This window comes from Kitasatospora sp. NPDC028961 (genome assembly GCF_055564815.1).
In genome coordinates this window covers 1-14,698 of the sequence record NZ_JBVHVO010000007.1, presented here as the reverse complement: position 1 = coordinate 14,698, position 14,698 = coordinate 1, and the positions used below count along the sequence as shown (strand labels likewise).

13 protein-coding genes are annotated in these 14,698 nt (G+C 74.1%); 4 read left to right on the top strand and 9 right to left on the bottom strand.

Annotated features, from left to right (window positions below; translation table 11 throughout):
• Positions 1-5: 5 nt before the first annotated feature.
• Positions 6-800 carry a leucyl/phenylalanyl-tRNA--protein transferase gene (locus tag ACZ4UX_RS15595; protein ID WP_465707032.1) on the bottom strand — a complete coding sequence of 265 codons (795 nt, stop codon included), beginning with the start codon at positions 798-800 and terminating at the stop codon, positions 6-8.
• Complete coding sequence (locus ACZ4UX_RS15590; RefSeq protein ID WP_465707218.1) at positions 797-4,210, bottom strand: amino acid adenylation domain-containing protein; 3,414 nt, start codon at positions 4,208-4,210, stop codon at positions 797-799. The genes ACZ4UX_RS15595 and ACZ4UX_RS15590 overlap by 4 nt, the downstream gene beginning before the upstream one ends.
• Positions 4,211-4,566: 356 nt before the next feature.
• Here ACZ4UX_RS15590 and ACZ4UX_RS15585 point away from each other — a divergent pair, with 356 nt between their 5' ends.
• Positions 4,567-7,740: a putative bifunctional diguanylate cyclase/phosphodiesterase gene (locus ACZ4UX_RS15585; RefSeq protein ID WP_465707031.1), complete on the top strand. Its 3,174-nt coding sequence runs from the start codon at positions 4,567-4,569 to the stop codon at positions 7,738-7,740.
• A gap of 6 nt (positions 7,741-7,746) precedes the next feature.
• Here the strand turns inward: ACZ4UX_RS15585 and ACZ4UX_RS15580 are convergent, their stop codons facing one another.
• Positions 7,747-8,214 (bottom strand): OsmC family protein, encoded by a 468-nt coding sequence (locus ACZ4UX_RS15580; RefSeq protein ID WP_352287520.1) that lies wholly within the window; start codon positions 8,212-8,214, stop codon positions 7,747-7,749.
• Positions 8,215-8,255: 41 nt separating this feature from the next.
• Complete coding sequence (locus tag ACZ4UX_RS15575; protein ID WP_465707030.1) at positions 8,256-9,029, bottom strand: dienelactone hydrolase family protein; 774 nt, start codon at positions 9,027-9,029, stop codon at positions 8,256-8,258.
• 206 nt (positions 9,030-9,235) lie between these two features.
• On the opposite strand from ACZ4UX_RS15575, the gene ACZ4UX_RS15570 reads away from it, so the two are divergent.
• The 3 genes from ACZ4UX_RS15570 to ACZ4UX_RS15560 all read left to right on the top strand — a co-directional run bounded on the left by ACZ4UX_RS15570 (position 9,236) and on the right by ACZ4UX_RS15560 (position 10,902).
• On the top strand, positions 9,236-9,769 hold the full coding sequence (locus ACZ4UX_RS15570) for a hypothetical protein (protein WP_352287524.1): 534 nt from the start codon (positions 9,236-9,238) through the stop codon (positions 9,767-9,769).
• A 187-nt stretch (positions 9,770-9,956) separates the two neighbouring features.
• Complete coding sequence (locus ACZ4UX_RS15565; RefSeq protein ID WP_465707029.1) at positions 9,957-10,619, top strand: hypothetical protein; 663 nt, start codon at positions 9,957-9,959, stop codon at positions 10,617-10,619.
• Positions 10,620-10,677: 58 nt separating this feature from the next.
• Positions 10,678-10,902: a DUF6458 family protein gene (locus ACZ4UX_RS15560; protein WP_329490362.1), complete on the top strand. Its 225-nt coding sequence runs from the start codon at positions 10,678-10,680 to the stop codon at positions 10,900-10,902.
• A 96-nt stretch (positions 10,903-10,998) separates the two neighbouring features.
• Here ACZ4UX_RS15560 and ACZ4UX_RS15555 read toward each other — a convergent pair whose 3' ends face one another.
• The 5 genes from ACZ4UX_RS15555 to ACZ4UX_RS15535 form a co-directional block, all read right to left on the bottom strand.
• Positions 10,999-11,316 (bottom strand): DUF6368 family protein, encoded by a 318-nt coding sequence (locus tag ACZ4UX_RS15555; protein ID WP_465707028.1) that lies wholly within the window; start codon positions 11,314-11,316, stop codon positions 10,999-11,001.
• A gap of 406 nt (positions 11,317-11,722) precedes the next feature.
• Positions 11,723-12,556, bottom strand: a complete 834-nt coding sequence (locus ACZ4UX_RS15550; RefSeq protein ID WP_465707027.1) for a DUF1206 domain-containing protein — start codon at positions 12,554-12,556, stop codon at positions 11,723-11,725.
• 115 nt (positions 12,557-12,671) lie between these two features.
• Positions 12,672-13,637, bottom strand: a complete 966-nt coding sequence (locus tag ACZ4UX_RS15545; RefSeq protein WP_465707026.1) for a DUF4331 family protein — start codon at positions 13,635-13,637, stop codon at positions 12,672-12,674.
• Positions 13,638-13,806: 169 nt separating this feature from the next.
• The gene (locus ACZ4UX_RS15540; protein ID WP_465707025.1) at positions 13,807-14,106 is read right to left on the bottom strand and encodes a DUF397 domain-containing protein; all 300 of its coding nucleotides are present in this window, start codon (positions 14,104-14,106) and stop codon (positions 13,807-13,809) included.
• The coding region (locus ACZ4UX_RS15535) for a DUF5753 domain-containing protein (RefSeq protein ID WP_465707024.1) at positions 14,103-14,698 on the bottom strand (596 nt) is incomplete at its 5' end. The genes ACZ4UX_RS15540 and ACZ4UX_RS15535, both read right to left, overlap by 4 nt.

The window sequence follows — 14,698 nt, the reverse complement described above, 5'->3', positions numbered from 1 at the left end:
CGCGGTCACCGGCCCAGCCGGGCCGCCGGGAGCATCGCGGTGGCCAGCGGACCGACCTCGGCCGGTGCGGCCAGTTCGGCCAGGTAGCGCTCGCGCGGGACGGCGGCGGCGCCGAGCGCGCGGACGTGGGGCGAGTCCCACTGGGCGTCCAGCAGGCGCCCGCCCGCGTCGGCGAACCGCGCGGCGAGGTCGGCCACGGCGACCCGGCCCGCGTCGGAGCGGCGGTGGAACATCGAGTCCAGGCTGAGCACCGGGCCGACGGCCACCCCGAAGACCCCGCCGATCAGCTCCTCGCCCTCCCAGACCTCGGCGCTGTGGGCGGCGCCGCGCCGCTGGAGTTCGACCAGCGCGACACGCAGCTCCGGTACGAGCCAGGAGGGTTGGCGTGCCTGCGCGCAGGCTTCGAGCACGCGCGGGAAGGCCCGGTCGGCGCTGGTCCACCACCGCCGGCCGTTCCGCAGCCGCCGGGCGAGCCGGCTCCCGACGTGCACCGCGTCCGGGGCGAGCACCGGGCGGGGGTCGGGCGACCACCAGGCGAGCGCGTAGGGGTCGTCCTCGGCGCCGGGCAGCAGCGCCACCTCCCCCGCCGCCACCGCGTCCTCGAACCGGACTTCGTTGAAGGCGCTCGCGTAGTCGTCGGCGGCGGGCATCGGGAAGAGCCCGTGCCGGTAGGCCGCCAGCAGCACGTCCGGCCCGAGCCGCGCCCCGAACGCCACCGGCCCGTCCCCCGGCGCGCCCCGCACGTCCAGGCCCCCGAACACGGCGTCGCCGAATGCCCCGTCGCCGCCGCCCCCGCTCACCGCCGGACCACCCCCGCCGGGAATGTCAGGAAGCCCTCCGCGGTCAACTGCTCCAGGTAGCGGTCGAGTAAGGCGTCGTCCACCGCCGGGAGCTCGATCCCGCTGCCCACCAGCGCCTGGTCGGTGTTGGCCCGGTCGAAAAGCGGGAACGTCGGCCGGAAGTACATCTCGCTGATGGACAGTTCGGTGCCCGGGCTGCGGTCCACGAAGAGCGGCACGAACGGGGTCATCGGGTGGGTGGGGTGCCCGGCGGCGAACCGGACGAGGTCCTCGACCCAGGCCTTGTACGGGACTTGCTCCACCGGGTGGCCGCGCGCCCGCAGCCGTTCGGCGAGGTCGGAGAGCACGGCGGGGCGCGGCGAGGTGATGTGGTAGACCTCGCCGATCGCGGGGGCGTGCCGGGCGATGTGCGCGACGGCGCGGCTGAACCGGTCGGCCGGGACGAAGTCGAGCAGCAGCCGGACGTCCGGGCAACTCCCGCTGTCGGCCATGTACTTGATCAGCGCGCAGATCTCCGTACCGGTGTTCATCACCCCGGTGGCGAGGTCGCCGGTGACGTCGTTGGTCCGCAGCACGGTGACCGGCAGCCCGGCCGCCGCCGCGTTGTGCAGCAGCTGCTCGGCGACCCACTTGCTCTCCACGTAGCCGACCGCGAGCCGGTCCGGGTGGGCCAGCGGTGTCCGTTCGGTCACCTCGCCGACGCCCGCCGGGCCGAAGCCGGCGAGCACGGCGAGCGTGGAGAGGTAGTGCACCGGGATGCCCCGCGAGTGCCCGGCCAGCCGGACCACCTCCCGGGTGCCGCCGACGTTGGGGCCGCGCAGCTGGTGGTACGGGTAGATGAAGTTGACCTGCCCGCCGAGGTGGTGGATCGCGTCCAGGCTGTCGGCGAGCGCCTCGAAGCGGTGCTGGGAGAGCCCGAGCAGCGGTTCGGCGAGGTCCCCGACCAGCGGGACCACCCGGCCGTCCAGCACGTCCTTGCGCAGGTACCGCTGCTGGGCGGCCCGGATGCGCTCCAGCGCGTGCTCCTCGTCGGGGGCGCGGACCAGGCAGTGGACACGTGCCCCGGTGGTGTCCAGCAGGGCGGCGAGCAGGTGGGCGCCGCAGAAGCCGGTGGCACCGGTGAGCAGGATCTCGGCCGGTTCGGCGCGCGAGGGCGCGGGGCGCCAGGACTGGCGTACGGGGGTGCCGAGTTCGGCCTCGGCCGTCCAGTCGACGGCCGCCTCGCCGAAGCCGTTGCCGCCGGCGCGGGCGGACTGGGTGGCGGTCGCGAAGGCCCGCAGGGTGGCGTCGCGCAGCAGCGAGCGGGTGAGGAAGCGGATCCTGGTGACGTCGATGCCGAACATGATCCGGGCCCGGGCCAGCATCTCCATGGCGAGCAGCGAGTTGCCGCCGAGGGCGAAGAAGTCGTCGGCGGGTCCGACCTCCTCGACGCCGAGCAGCTCGGACCAGAGGTGCGCGACGGCGGGTTCGATCGCGCTCCCGGAGCCGTCGGCGAGCGTGCCCGCGTCGCGCCGGGCACCATCGGGCGCGTCGGACCGGGTGTCGGCGCCGCGGGCCTCCACGGTGCCCTCGCCGTCGCGCCCCGCGCGCCGCTGGAGCTGCGGCGCGGTGCGCGGCAGGCGGCGCCGGTCGATCTTGCCGGCGGCGGTGAGCGGCATGCTGTCGAGGAGGACGAAGTCGGCCGGGACCATGAAGTCCGGCAGCCGCTCGGCGAGGTAGTCGCGGATCTGGGACCGCCGGGCCCGGGCGCCGGAGCCGTCCCGGTCGGCGAGCGTGTAGTAGGCGGTCAGCACGTGCGTGCCGTCCGCGGCGCCGTCGGCGGCGACCCGGGCCTGCCGCACGTCCGGGTGGGCGGCGAGCACCGACTCCACCTCGGCCGGGTCCACCCGGTAGCCGCGCACCTTCACCTGGTCGTCGAAGCGGCCGAGGATCTCCAGCTGACCGTCGGGCCGCCAGCGGCCGGCGTCGCCGGTGCGGTACATCCGCTCCCCGGGGACGGGCGCGTAGGGGTCGGGCAGGAAGGCCTCCGCCGTGAGCCCGGGGGCCCGCCAGTAGCCGCGGGCCAGGCCGGGGCCGCCCAGGTAGATCTCGCCCTTCTCGCCGGGCCGCACCGGGCTGAGCCGGGCGTCCAGCAGGTGCAGCCGCACCCCGGGCAGCGGCCTGCCGATCGGGACGGGGGCCGCGCCGAACCCGACCCCGCCGGCCGGCCCCAGCACCGCCGGGGTGACCTCGCAGAGCGTGGAGGTGACGGCCGCCTCGGTCACCCCGTAGGCGTTGACCAGCCGGACGCCGGGCAGCCGGGCCAGGCAGTCGCGGCTGTCGTCGGTGTGCACGGTGTCCCCGCCGACCACGACGAGCCGCAGGCCCTCGGGGGCCGGGCCGCCCTCGGGGAGCAGCGCGAGTACGTGGTGCCAGTAGGCGGGGGTGAGGTCGGCGACGGTCAGCCTGAGCTCGCGCATCCGGTGCACCAGCTCGGTGGGCGCCCAGGTCCGGGCGCCGCCGAGGATGAGGGTCGCGCCGCTGAGCAGCGCGGCGAAGACCTGCTCCAGCGAGGTGTCGAAGCCCAGCGCGGCGAGTTGCAGCACCCGGTCACGCGCGGTGAGCTCGTAGGCGCGGATCACCCGGTCGAGCGTGAAGACCAGCGACCGGTGGGTGACGGGTACGCCCTTGGGGGTGCCGGTGGTGCCGGAGGTGTAGATCAGGTAGGCCAGGTCGTCCGGCACGGCCGGGTCCGGCACCGGGACGCCGTCCTCGACCGGGTCCTCCGCCGGATCCGCGCCGGTGCCCGAGGGCGTCTCCGCGGTGCCCGGGCCGGGATCGCCGTCCGGTCCGGCCGCGTCGGCGCCGACCACCGGTACCCCGGCGAAGTGCCGCCCGTGCTCCCCGACGACCACCACCGCCCGGCAGTCCACCACGAGCTGCGCGAGCCGCCGCTGCGGGTGCGCCGGGTCCAGCGGCAGGAAGGCCCCACCGGCCTTGAGCACGCCGAGCCAGGCCGTGATCAGGGCCGCCCCGCGCTCCAGGCAGACCGGCACCACCCGCTCCGGCCCGACGCCCCGGGCCCGCAGGACGGCGGCCAGCCGGTCACTGCGCAGGTCGAGCTCGCGGTAGCTCAGCTCGCCGTCCTCGGTGAGCAGGGCGACGGCGTCCGGGTCGTGGGCGGCCCGGGCCCGGAACAGTCCGTGCACGGTGTCCGAGAACCCGGCCCGGGCCGGGCCCCGGCCGGCGCCGCCGGGCCCGGGGAGCCCGAGCCCGGCCCAGCGCCATTCGCGCTCGACATGGGCCCGGCAGTCCGCGAGGCCGGCCGGCCCGAACACCGTGTGCCAGCCACCCGGCACGGTGAAGTCACCGGGCCAGATCGCGTACTGACCGTCTTCGTTCCGCACCACGGCGTGGCGCCCGGAATTCACATCCGGGCGCGCGCCCTGTGCGCTGTCGACTGCATCGTCCACCGGCTTGACCTCGTGGTGTGGCGGCAGAATGCTGGGAGGTGCGACATTTCCGACTATACGCACCGAAGGACCGTTCCGAACGTCCGGCCGAAAGCCACCGGACGGACGGGGCCGCTGCCCGGAAACCGCGGGCACCCCCGAGCGGACTCCCCCGACAGGGCCTACGGTCGTACCCGAGTACACCTTTCGAGGAAGCCGAGCACAACCCCGAGCACAACCCCGAGCACAACCCCCGGACCTGCCCCGGCAGGTCCCGTCCTCGCCCGAAGTCACCGCCGGACCGGCGCAGTGATGTCGCGGAGGAGGTAGCGTCCTTGACACGTCGGCGACAACGCCTGATGGTCTGTTACCTGTCGTGGATGGTGCTGTTCACCTGCATCTACTACAGCAACCCGACCCAGCGGATCATCTGGTGGACCGGCATCGGCCTCGGCGGCGTAGCGGCCATCGTGGTGGGTGTCCACCTCAACCGCCCGGCGCACCGGCTGTTCTGGTACCTGCTCGCCCTCGCCAACCTCAGTTTCACCGCCGGCGAGGTCGTCCAGGTCATCCAGATGCAGTTCCTGCACCTGGGCAGCCCCTTCCCCTCCGTCGCCGACGGCTTCTACCTCGCCGAGTACCTGCTCTACGCGGCCGGCGTGCTGGGCTTCATCCGCTGGCGCACGGCCCACCAGGACCGCGCCAGCCTGCTGGATGCCCTCATCCTGACCATGGGCCTGGCCCTGCTCGCCTGGATCTACCTGATCCTCCCGTACGCCCGTAACCCGGACCTCAGCTGGTTCCAGAAGGCCGTCTCGATCGCCTACCCGCTGGGCGACGTGGTGGTCCTCGCGCTGCTGCTGCGCCTGCTGGTGCCACGCGGCGGCGGCAGCCGCGCGCTCCAGCTGCTCACCGTCGGCACGGTCGGCCTGCTGATCTCCGACATCCTGTACGGGCTCATCGTGCTGCACGGCAACTGGCGCATCGGGAGTCCGGTCGACCTCGGCTGGGCGGCCTTCTACACCGCCTGGGGCGCGGCCGCCCTGCATCCCTCGATGGTCGAGCTCACCAAACCGGTCCCCACCCAGCAGGTCGATCTCGGGCGGGGCCGGCTCGCCCTGCTGGCCGCCGCCTCGCTGGTCGCGCCGACCATCCTGATCGTCGAGTCGATCAACGGCGACACCAACAACGCCGGGGTGATCGGCGCCTTCTCCGCGCTGCTCTTCCTGCTCGTGCTGGCGCGCCTGGCGCTCGTGGTGAGCGCCCGGCGCGAGGCCATCGCCCGGGAGCGCGTGCTGCGCGAGGCCGGCGCCTCGCTCACCGCCGCCGTCACCGTCGAGGAGGTGGCCGACGCCGTCCAGGGGGCCGCCTCCACCCTGATGCCCACCGAGCGCGGGCACGTCGCCCTGCTCGCGGTCAGCGAGGCCGGTGTCCTGCACATCCGGCACGCCGAGCGCGGCCCCGCCCAGCACCACCTGCACGACGGCTCCGACTCGGACGAGGCGCTCGCCCTGGCGGCCGTCCGGGAGACCCGCTTACTCCCCGTCGAGGACATCGGCACCGATCTCGCCGTCCGCTTCGACGGCATGCCCTGCGCACTGCTCTGCCCGCTCACCCTGGCCGAGCGCCCCTCCGGCGACCCGCTGATCGGCGCCCTCATCGTGACCGGCACCGAGCAGGAGCTGACCAGCCTCTGGAGCTCGCTGGAGATCCTGGCCGCCCAGGCCGCGCTGGCCGTCGAGCGCGTCATGCTGAGCCAGGAGATCAACCGCCGCAACAGCGAGGCCTACTTCCGCACCCTGGTGCAGAGCGCCAGCGACGTCATCCTGATCCTCAACGCCGACGACGGCGTCCGCTACGCCTCGTCCTCCGCCGAACGCGTCCTCGGCTACGCCGACCTGGACGGCGTCCTGATCACGGACCTCGTCCCGCCCGAGGACAGCCGCGCCGTCGGCAGCGCGCTGGCCCGGATGCGCGGCCCGGACGGCGGGGTCCGCACCGGCGACAGCCGCGAGCAGCAGCGCGAGCACTGGCGCCTGCTGCGCCAGGACCGCACCCCCATCGAGGCCGAGGTGCGCTGCAACGACCTGCGCGGGGATCCGACGGTCGGCGGCCTGGTGCTCACCCTGCGCGACGTCACCGAGCAGCGGCAGATGGAGCGCGAGCTCACCCACCGGGCCTTCCACGACTCCCTCACCGGCCTGGCCAACCGGGTGCTCTTCCAGGACCGGGTCGGCCACGCGCTCTCCCGGGGCGAGCGCAGCGGCGCGGTCACCGGCGTGCTCTTCATCGACCTGGACGACTTCAAGGTGGTCAACGACACCCAGGGCCACGCGGTCGGCGACGAGCTGCTGGTCGCCGTCTCGCTGCGGGTCTCCACCGCGCTGCGCACCTCCGACACGGCGGCCCGGCTCGGCGGCGACGAGTTCGCGGTGCTGGTGGAGGACGCGGTGCGCCCGGCGGACGTCGGCGCGATCGCGGACAGCGTGCTGGCCGCCTTCGTCGAACCGTTCAAGCTGAGCGCGGGCGCCGTCCGGGTGACGGCGAGCATCGGGGTGGCGACCACCGAGGACAGCGTGGACTCGGCGGAGCTGCTCACCCACGCCGACCTGGCGCTGTACTCGGCGAAGTCGGCCGGCAAGCGCCAGTGGTGCCACTACCAGCCCGCCCTGCAGGCCGGGCTGGTGGAGCGGCACGAGCTGAACGAGAACCTGGACGTCGCGATCGCCGAGTCCGCGTTCAAGCTGTACTACCAGCCGATCGTCGACCTGGCGACGGGCGAGCTGGTCGCCTTCGAGGCACTGGTCCGCTGGCCGCACGACCGGCGCGGGATGGTCCTGCCCGACGAGTTCATCGCGCTCGCCGAGGAGAGCGGCCAGATCGTGCCGCTCGGCGCCTGGGTCCTGGAGCGCGCCGCGCACGAGGCCGCCGGCTGGCAGCGGCTGACCGCCGACCGCCGCCGCGCCACCGGCCGGCCACCCCTGCGGGTCAACGTGAACGTGTCCGCCCGGCAGTTCCGGGACGCCGGCTTCGTCGACGTCGTGCGCGGCGCGGTACGGGCCTCCGGGATCGCCCCCGAGGCGCTGGTGCTGGAGCTGACCGAGTCGGTGCTGATGCGGCGCGACGAGCGGGTGCACACCGACATGCGCACGCTGAGCGAGGAGCTGGGCGTCGGCATCGCGATCGACGACTTCGGCACCGGCTACTCCTCGCTCTCCTACCTGCGGGAGTTCCCGATCTCGATCCTGAAGATCGACAAGTCCTTCATCGACGGGCTCGGGATGTCGCAGCAGCAGTACGCGCTGGTCGAGGGCATCACCCGGATCGCCGACACGCTGGGCGTCCAGGTCATCGCCGAGGGCATCGAGAACACCGAGCAGCGCGACCTGCTCGCCGCCATGGGCTGCCCGCTCGGCCAGGGCTACCTCTTCGCCCGCCCGCTGACGCCGGACCAGGCCGGCGCCCTGGTCCGGGGCGAGGTCGACCTGGCCGGCCAGCGGCGGTCGTGACGGCCCTCAGCCCCGGGCGGCGGCCTCCGGCGGCACCTCCGTGGTGCTGACCACGACGCCGGCGGTCAGCGTCCGGTGCACCGGGCACTTCTCCGCGATGTCCAGCAGCCGCCGGCGCTGCTCGGCGTCGAGGGCGCCGTCCAGCCGGATCTCCCGGGTGATCCGGTCGACCAGCCCGTGCCCGCTCTCGCACTCCGCGCAGTCCTCGGCGTGCACCCGCTCGTGCCGCAGCGCGACGGTGACCTTCTCCAGCGGCCAGCCCTTGCGCTCCGCGTACATCCGCACCGTCATCGAGGTGCAGCTGCCGAGCGCGGCCAGCAACAGGTCGTAGGGGTTCGGCCCGCTGTCGGCGCCCACCGGCCCCGGCTCGTCGGCCGCCAGCTCGTGGCGGCCGGCCCGGACCTGCTGGCCGTAGCGGCCGACGCCGCTCTCGCTCACCACGACGAGCCCGCGCTCGGACTGCTGCTGTTCCATCGTCATCCCTCTCGTACGGCTCCGGCCTGCCCGGCGGCGCTTCAGAATACGGAGCCGGCCGGGAGCTCCGGCGCCACGGGTACGCGCAGGTGCCGTTCGAGGAACCGCGCCGCGCTCTCCAGCTCCGCCGCGGGCACGCCCGCGTGGCCGCCGGGGTTGGCGTGCAGGGTCTTCTCCGCCGAGCCCAGGGCGTCGAACAGCGCGAACCCCGCCGTGCGCTCGACCAGTTCGTCGTCCCACTGCAGCACGAACCGGACCGGGACGGTGACCCGGGCCGCCGCCCCGGTCAGCGACTCGTGGCCGGCCAGGCCCAGGACGGCGGCGGTGATCCGCGGTTCCGCCGCCACCAGTGGGAGGCCGACCACGCTGGCCAGCGACAGGCCCCAGTAGCCCACCGGGTGCTCCGCGCCGACCTCGTCGAGCCCGCCCAGCGCGTCCAGCACCGCCCGCCACTCGGGCACCGCCCGCTCCGCGAGGGCCGCCGTGTGCTCGGCGATCCCCCGGCTCAGCGGCTCGCCCGCCGCCAGCAGCGCGCCGATCTCCGCCTCGAACCAGGCGTCCCGCTCGGAGCGCGGCCGGTCCCCGTGGCCGGGCGTGTCCACGGCCACGACCGCGAAGCCGTACTCCGTCACCAGGCGGCGGGCGCGGGCCGCCAGGACCGGCGTCCGGCTGTGCCCGCCACCGCCGTGGCCCAGCAGCACCAGCGGACGGCCACCGACGGCACCGGTGGGCATCCAGAGCACACCGGGGACGTCGCCGTGGGTGAAGCGGCGTTCCGAGACGCCGTCCGAGGTCTCCTCCACGAGGAAGCGCATGGGTTCGTGGCCTTTCTGGCTGCGCCGGGGCGCGGTCGGTCGTGTACCGGGGAACCGTACCGGCACCGCGCTCGGACGGGCATCTGACGGTCGCTCGGGCGACGGGGGGACAGCCGCGCAACGCCCAGGGGGGTTTGCCGGGCGCCGGACGGGCAAAGCGAGGGCCCGGCGGCCGCACCGGCGGCCCGCCGCCGAAAGGAGCGGAGATGGATCCTCTTCAGATCGTCATTGTCGCGGTCATCGCGGCGGCCGCACTCTTCGCCGTCCTGGCCCCCCGGCTGCGCTCGCACCGACTGCGCGCACGGTTCGGGCCGGAGTACGACCGCACCGTCCTGGTCCACGAGGGCAACGTCCGGGCGGCCGAGCACGACCTCACCGACCGGCTGGCGCTGCGCCGCCGGGTGAAGACCGTCCCGGTCGAGGCCGCCGACCGCGACCGGTACCTGGCCGAACTGCGCGGCCTGCAGGCCCTGTTCGTCGAGGACCCGCGCCAGTCCGCCGTCCGAACGGCGCGACTGCTGGACTCCCTGCTGACCGACATGGGCTACCCGGGCGAGGGCCGTCCGGAGGTCCTCTCCGTCGACCACGCGGCGCGGCTGCCCGCCTACCGCGACGCCCGCCGGGCCCTGGACAACCCGGGCGCGGACAGCGAGGAACTGCGCTGCTCCGTCATCGCCGTCCGCGACCTGATCGTGGAACTGCTCCACGAGGAGCGCACCGGCGCGCTCGCCCGCCACTGACCCGCCCCGTCCGTACCCCACCCGCACAGCGCACCCGCATCCGCAGCCGCACAGCACTTGTACAGCGCCGACCTGTACACCACCGACCTGTACACCACCGGCCCGTACGCCACCGGCCCGTACGGCCGCCGTACGTATCCGGGCCGGTCCGGACGCATCCGTACGACGTCAGTCCGAGGAGGAGACGATGACCCGCATCGAGCAGCACCGCAGCGAGAACGGCCAGGGCAACGACGACCGGACCGGTCACGGCCGGGTCCACCACGCCGCCGACCCGCGCCACGCCGGCACCCACGCCGGCGGCCGGTCCGGCCACCCCCGGCACGCCGCCGGGCACGGCCCCGCACCGGCCACCGACGGCACGGCCGAGCGGTCCGAGGACCGGCCGGACGTCGCCTCGCTCCAGAAGTTCCCGGCGGTCCGGCCCGCGGAGCCGGACGCGGCGCCCGCCCCGGACGCCGTCCCCGCCGCCCCGACCGCTCCGCCGGCGCCGGGCGCGGCCGCCCCGACCGCGCCCACCGGCGAGACCGTCGCTCCGACCGCGCCCGCCGCCCCCGACCGACCGGCCGCCGGCCTGGGCCCCTGGCTGGACACCACCGCCGTCCAGGAGGCACGGGCCGAGTGGGAACGCGCCCAGATCGCCTTCGTGGACGACCCCGCCGGTTCGGCGGCCGCCGCCGACAGCCTGGTCGGCCGAACCGCCGACCTGGTCGCCGAGGCGGCCCGCCGACGCCTGGAGGACCTGCGCGAAGGCTGCCGGACCCCCGACGAGGAGCCCGGCGCCCGCACCGAGCAGCTACGACTGGCGATGCGCGACTACCGCGCCGTCCTCGACCGACTGCTCGCCTGACCCCACACCCGCCCCGCCGGCCCCGGCCGGCCCTTCCGAGAACGGGAAGGAGACCGCCATGGGTATCGGCGGTTGCATCATCGTCTTCGCCTTGGGCGCCATCCTCACCTTCGCCGTCGACTGGCACCTCTCGGGCGTCAATGTCGATGTCGTCGGCATCGTCCTGATGGTGGCCGGCCTGCTCGGCCTGGTCGTCTACGCCCGCGCCCTGCGCCGCCGCCGACCGGTCGTCGGCGGGGTCGACCCGGTGGTGGAGGAGCGCCGCTACTACGACGGCGCCTGACACCGCATCGCGCGCCCGGTCCCGCGGCACAACCGCCGCGGGACCGGGCGCGGTCACGTCACCAGGTGGTGGTCCGGATGGGGCCGGCCAGGGCGGTCACGTCACCAGGTGGTAGTCCGGGTGCGCCGGCCAGGCCGCCAGGAACTCCGCGTCACCCACGTGCCGGACCCACCGACCGCCACCCCACGGGTCGTACCAGACCTCCTCCAGCCGCCCCGGCAGGGCGGCTTTCAGCGCTCTTGCCCTCGCCAGGAGCGCGTCGTGACCCGCTGCCCGCTCCCCCTCCCCCGGGGCCGCGCGGACGCCGAGCAGACCGTCGAAGTCGACCAGAGCGCCCAGGCGTTCGGCGAGAACGAGCGCGAGCCGGCCCAGCACCAGCTGGTCCACCGGCCCCGAGCAGCCGGCCCCGAGCACCCGGCCGCCAGCACCAGTCCCGCACCGGTGGCCGGGGGAAGAGCGCGTAGTCCTCGTCCTCGGCCGGCACCTCCTCGTCCTCCGTCAGGAAGAACACACCCACGCCGGCCGGGTCGAAGGCCGGCACCCCGAGCGCCGAAGCGTCCCGCACCCAGAAGGCCGGTCCGCCGCCCGCCCCGACCTCGACCGGTTCGCAGAAGCTCTCCAGCCAGGGCCGGACACCGGCCACGACGTCCCGGGCCATGACGTCCTCGGCCGCGCACGGCTCGAAGAGCCACAGTCCGACCGCCGGTCCCGCCATCCCGTCCCCCGATCACCACAGCCGTGAGCCGCCGTGGTCCGTTCTACCGGACCACGGCGGCTCACGGCCGGTCACAGGGCGGGGCGGCGGCGCCGGGGAGCGCCCTCAGGAGAGGCGGCGCCAGCGCGCGGAGGCGAAGGAGAAGGCGCCGAACAACAGCAGACCGACGGCGGTGAGCACCAGCAGCCAGGGGCCGACCGGGGTGGTGGCGAGGCTGCGGAGGGTGTCGTCGAGGCCCTTGGCCCGCTGCGGGTCGAAGCGGACCGCGGCGGTGACGGCGAAGGCGCCGGCCGCAGCGAAGACGAGGCCGCGCGCGGTGTTGCCCGCGACCCCGCAGGCGGTGACGGCCGTCCGGACGCGCGGGCCCATCGCCGCCGTGTCCAACCGTTCGAGGAAGCGGCGCCGCAGGGCCCGGACGGCGGTGCCGACCCCGACCCCGGCCAGCACCAGGCCCGCCGCGCCGACCAGGTACCGCCCGGCCGGCAGGTCGAGGGCGGAGGCCGTCCAGTCCTTGGAGGTGTCGTCGCTGCTCGACCGTCCGCCACTGCCCAGCGCGAAGGCGGCCGTTCCCCAGCAGACCGCAGCGTAGAAGAGCGCGCGGCCGGCGTTGAGGGCGCGCTTGCCCGGCTTGCCGTCCTTGCCACGGCCGAAGGCGGCCGTGGCGGCCCGCCACAGCGCCATGCCCGCGAAGCCGGCCACCAGCAGCCAGAGCACCGCCCGGCCCAGCGGCTGGTCGGCCACCGTGCGCAGCGCGCCCTGGCGGTCGGCCTCGTCCGAGCCCTTGCCGAAGGCGATCCGCAGGGCGAGGTAGCCGACAAGGACGTAGACGACGCCCCGGGCCGTGAACCCGGCGCGTCCGGCCCAGCGCAGCGCGCCGTCCGCCGTGTCGTCGGCGGCCGCTCCCCGGCCGGCCGGTCTTCCGTGCGCTCCTGCGGCCACGACGGCCCCCTCTCGGCAGCGGGCGCCGTGCGCGCCCGGTCTGCCGGGGCGTCTGCCCGGCAGACCGTCGGACACGCGTGCGGGCGAGCGGTGGGACGGGCGGGCGGCCCGGGCGTCAGACGGCCGGGTGCGGGTGGCCCAGGTGGGGGAAGACGGGGAGCAGGTCGACGTGCGGGGGGATGTGGTCGCCGGTGATCTTGCCGCCGGAGACCATGGACAGCCGGGCCGAGGTCACGTCGTCGACCAGGGTCCGCCCGTTGGGGTAGATCGCCGGGCGCGAGCGGTCGAAGCGCAGGATGTCGGGGAGGACGAGCTTCAGCGTCTCGGTGGCCGCGTCCGTGGTGTAGTCACCGGTGTGCTGGAGGACGGCCGTCCAGGGCTCGCGGTACTTCGCCCAGTCGTCGGCCGGTTCGCCCGCGTTGTACGCGTCCTTCACGTCCTCGGCGTTGAAGTAGGCGGTCAGGGAGGGGTGCGCGCCTCGGTCGACGGAGACCAGTCGGCCGTCCTCGTGGAGGCTGACCCGCGCCCAGACGCCGATCGTCGCCTCCGGCCCCAGCTCGGCGTCCGGCGCTTCGAGGGCGATGCCGAAGACGTTCGCCTCGGCCATCGCGTCCTTGCCGGTCCAGGTGAAGTTGTTGACGATCCCTTCGAGGTCGGCGAAGAAGGGGTCGCTGCGCAGGCCGACGGAGAGCTTGTAGCCGTTGGCCTCGACCACGTCGGGGGCGTCGCCGAAGGCGACCGGGACGCCGGTGAAGAGGACGTCGCCGGTTGCCTCGTGCTTGCGCGCGGCGTCACCGGTGGCCCGGTGGACGGTGACGGTCTGGGCGCCGGCCTCGGGGTCGGAGAAGGTGAAGGAGTAGGCGACGTCCGCCTGGTCGTCCCCGTCGTTGTCGATGTTGATCCGGTAGACCGCGTCCGGGTGGAAGGCGTGGGCCCGGGTCGGTGCGTACGGGTTCACGTCCATGATGAGCACCGTCCGCCCCGAGGCGTCGGCCGCCGGGAACGCGAACAGGTCGGTGAGGTCCAGCCGGGCGTCGCCCCGGGGCGACCGCAGGTTGGGACCGCTGAGGTGGTGGGACATGGCTGCGCTACCTCGTCTCTGCGTTCCCCCCTGGCTGTCGGCTCCGTTGCTACCAGCGGCACCCGTACAAGAGGGGGAGGCCACCCGTACAGAAGACGGCCGTCCGCCGATTGGCGGACGGCCGGGGGTCTGTGACGGGTAGTCGGAGAGGGACGTCGGAGCTACGGAGTCAGAGGGAGGAGGCGGCGGCGAACTCGACGAACGCCTGCCAGGCGGCGGGCTCGAAGGCCAGCTGCGGGCCGCTCTTGTCCTTGGAGTCGCGCACGTGGACGGTGCCGGGCATGGAGGCGACCTCCACGCAGTTGGCGCCTTCGTTACCGCTGTGGCTGCTCTTCTGCCAAGCGAACTCAACGCACTGGCCACCCTCGTTGCTGCTGTAGCTACTCTTCTGCCAGGCAACTTCGATGCAAGCAGCGCCCTCGTTGGTGCTGTGGCTGCTCTTGAACCACGCCAGCTCGGCCTTGCTCATCGCTCTACCAGCCTCTTCTCGATCAAGGCCAGCGACGCTTCGGAACTGAGCGCCTGTGCCCTGATGCTGCCGTAACGTACGGCCATTCTACGGACTTCCTCCGGATCCGTGATCAGTCTATTGACGTGCTGCACCTCTACATAAGCGATCTGCGACCGCCCGCTCGGAGTCAGAAGGATGAAGGAGCCTCCCATACCGGCATGCCCCGTCCCATCCAACGGCAACACCTGGAGTTCCAGGCCCCGCATCTGCCCGATCGTCAGCAGGTGTCTCAGTTGTTCCTCATGCACATCCCAGCCACCCACCGGCCGTCGCAGCACGCTTTCGTCGACCACCCAACTCATCGCCGGTAGTGGCCATCGGCTCAGGATCTCCTGTCGGGCCATCCGGGCAGAAACCCACTGATCCACCTGCTCCGTCGACAACCACGGGCGGCGCATGTTGTACAGGGCCCGCGCATGCGCTTCTGTCTGCAACAGGCCAGGGACTGCGATCATGCTGTACTCGTGGATCTCAATGGCCCGGGCCTCTTCCTTGGTGAAGGCCTTCGACCATGCCGGATGCCGCGTGCTGACGCGGATCTTCGCTTTCA

Excerpts from the sequence above, each read along its gene's own strand:
- ACZ4UX_RS15580 (WP_352287520.1), bottom strand. The coding sequence starts at position 8,214 with ATGGAACAGCAGCAGTCCGAGCGCGGGCTCGTCGTGGTGAGCGAGAGC.
- ACZ4UX_RS15575 (WP_465707030.1), bottom strand. The coding sequence starts at position 9,029 with ATGCGCTTCCTCGTGGAGGAGACCTCGGACGGCGTCTCGGAACGCCGC.
- ACZ4UX_RS15570 (WP_352287524.1), top strand. The coding sequence starts at position 9,236 with ATGGATCCTCTTCAGATCGTCATTGTCGCGGTCATCGCGGCGGCCGCA.
- ACZ4UX_RS15565 (WP_465707029.1), top strand. The coding sequence starts at position 9,957 with ATGACCCGCATCGAGCAGCACCGCAGCGAGAACGGCCAGGGCAACGAC.
- ACZ4UX_RS15560 (WP_329490362.1), top strand. The coding sequence starts at position 10,678 with ATGGGTATCGGCGGTTGCATCATCGTCTTCGCCTTGGGCGCCATCCTC.
- ACZ4UX_RS15545 (WP_465707026.1), bottom strand. The coding sequence starts at position 13,637 with ATGTCCCACCACCTCAGCGGTCCCAACCTGCGGTCGCCCCGGGGCGAC.
- ACZ4UX_RS15540 (WP_465707025.1), bottom strand. The coding sequence starts at position 14,106 with ATGAGCAAGGCCGAGCTGGCGTGGTTCAAGAGCAGCCACAGCACCAAC.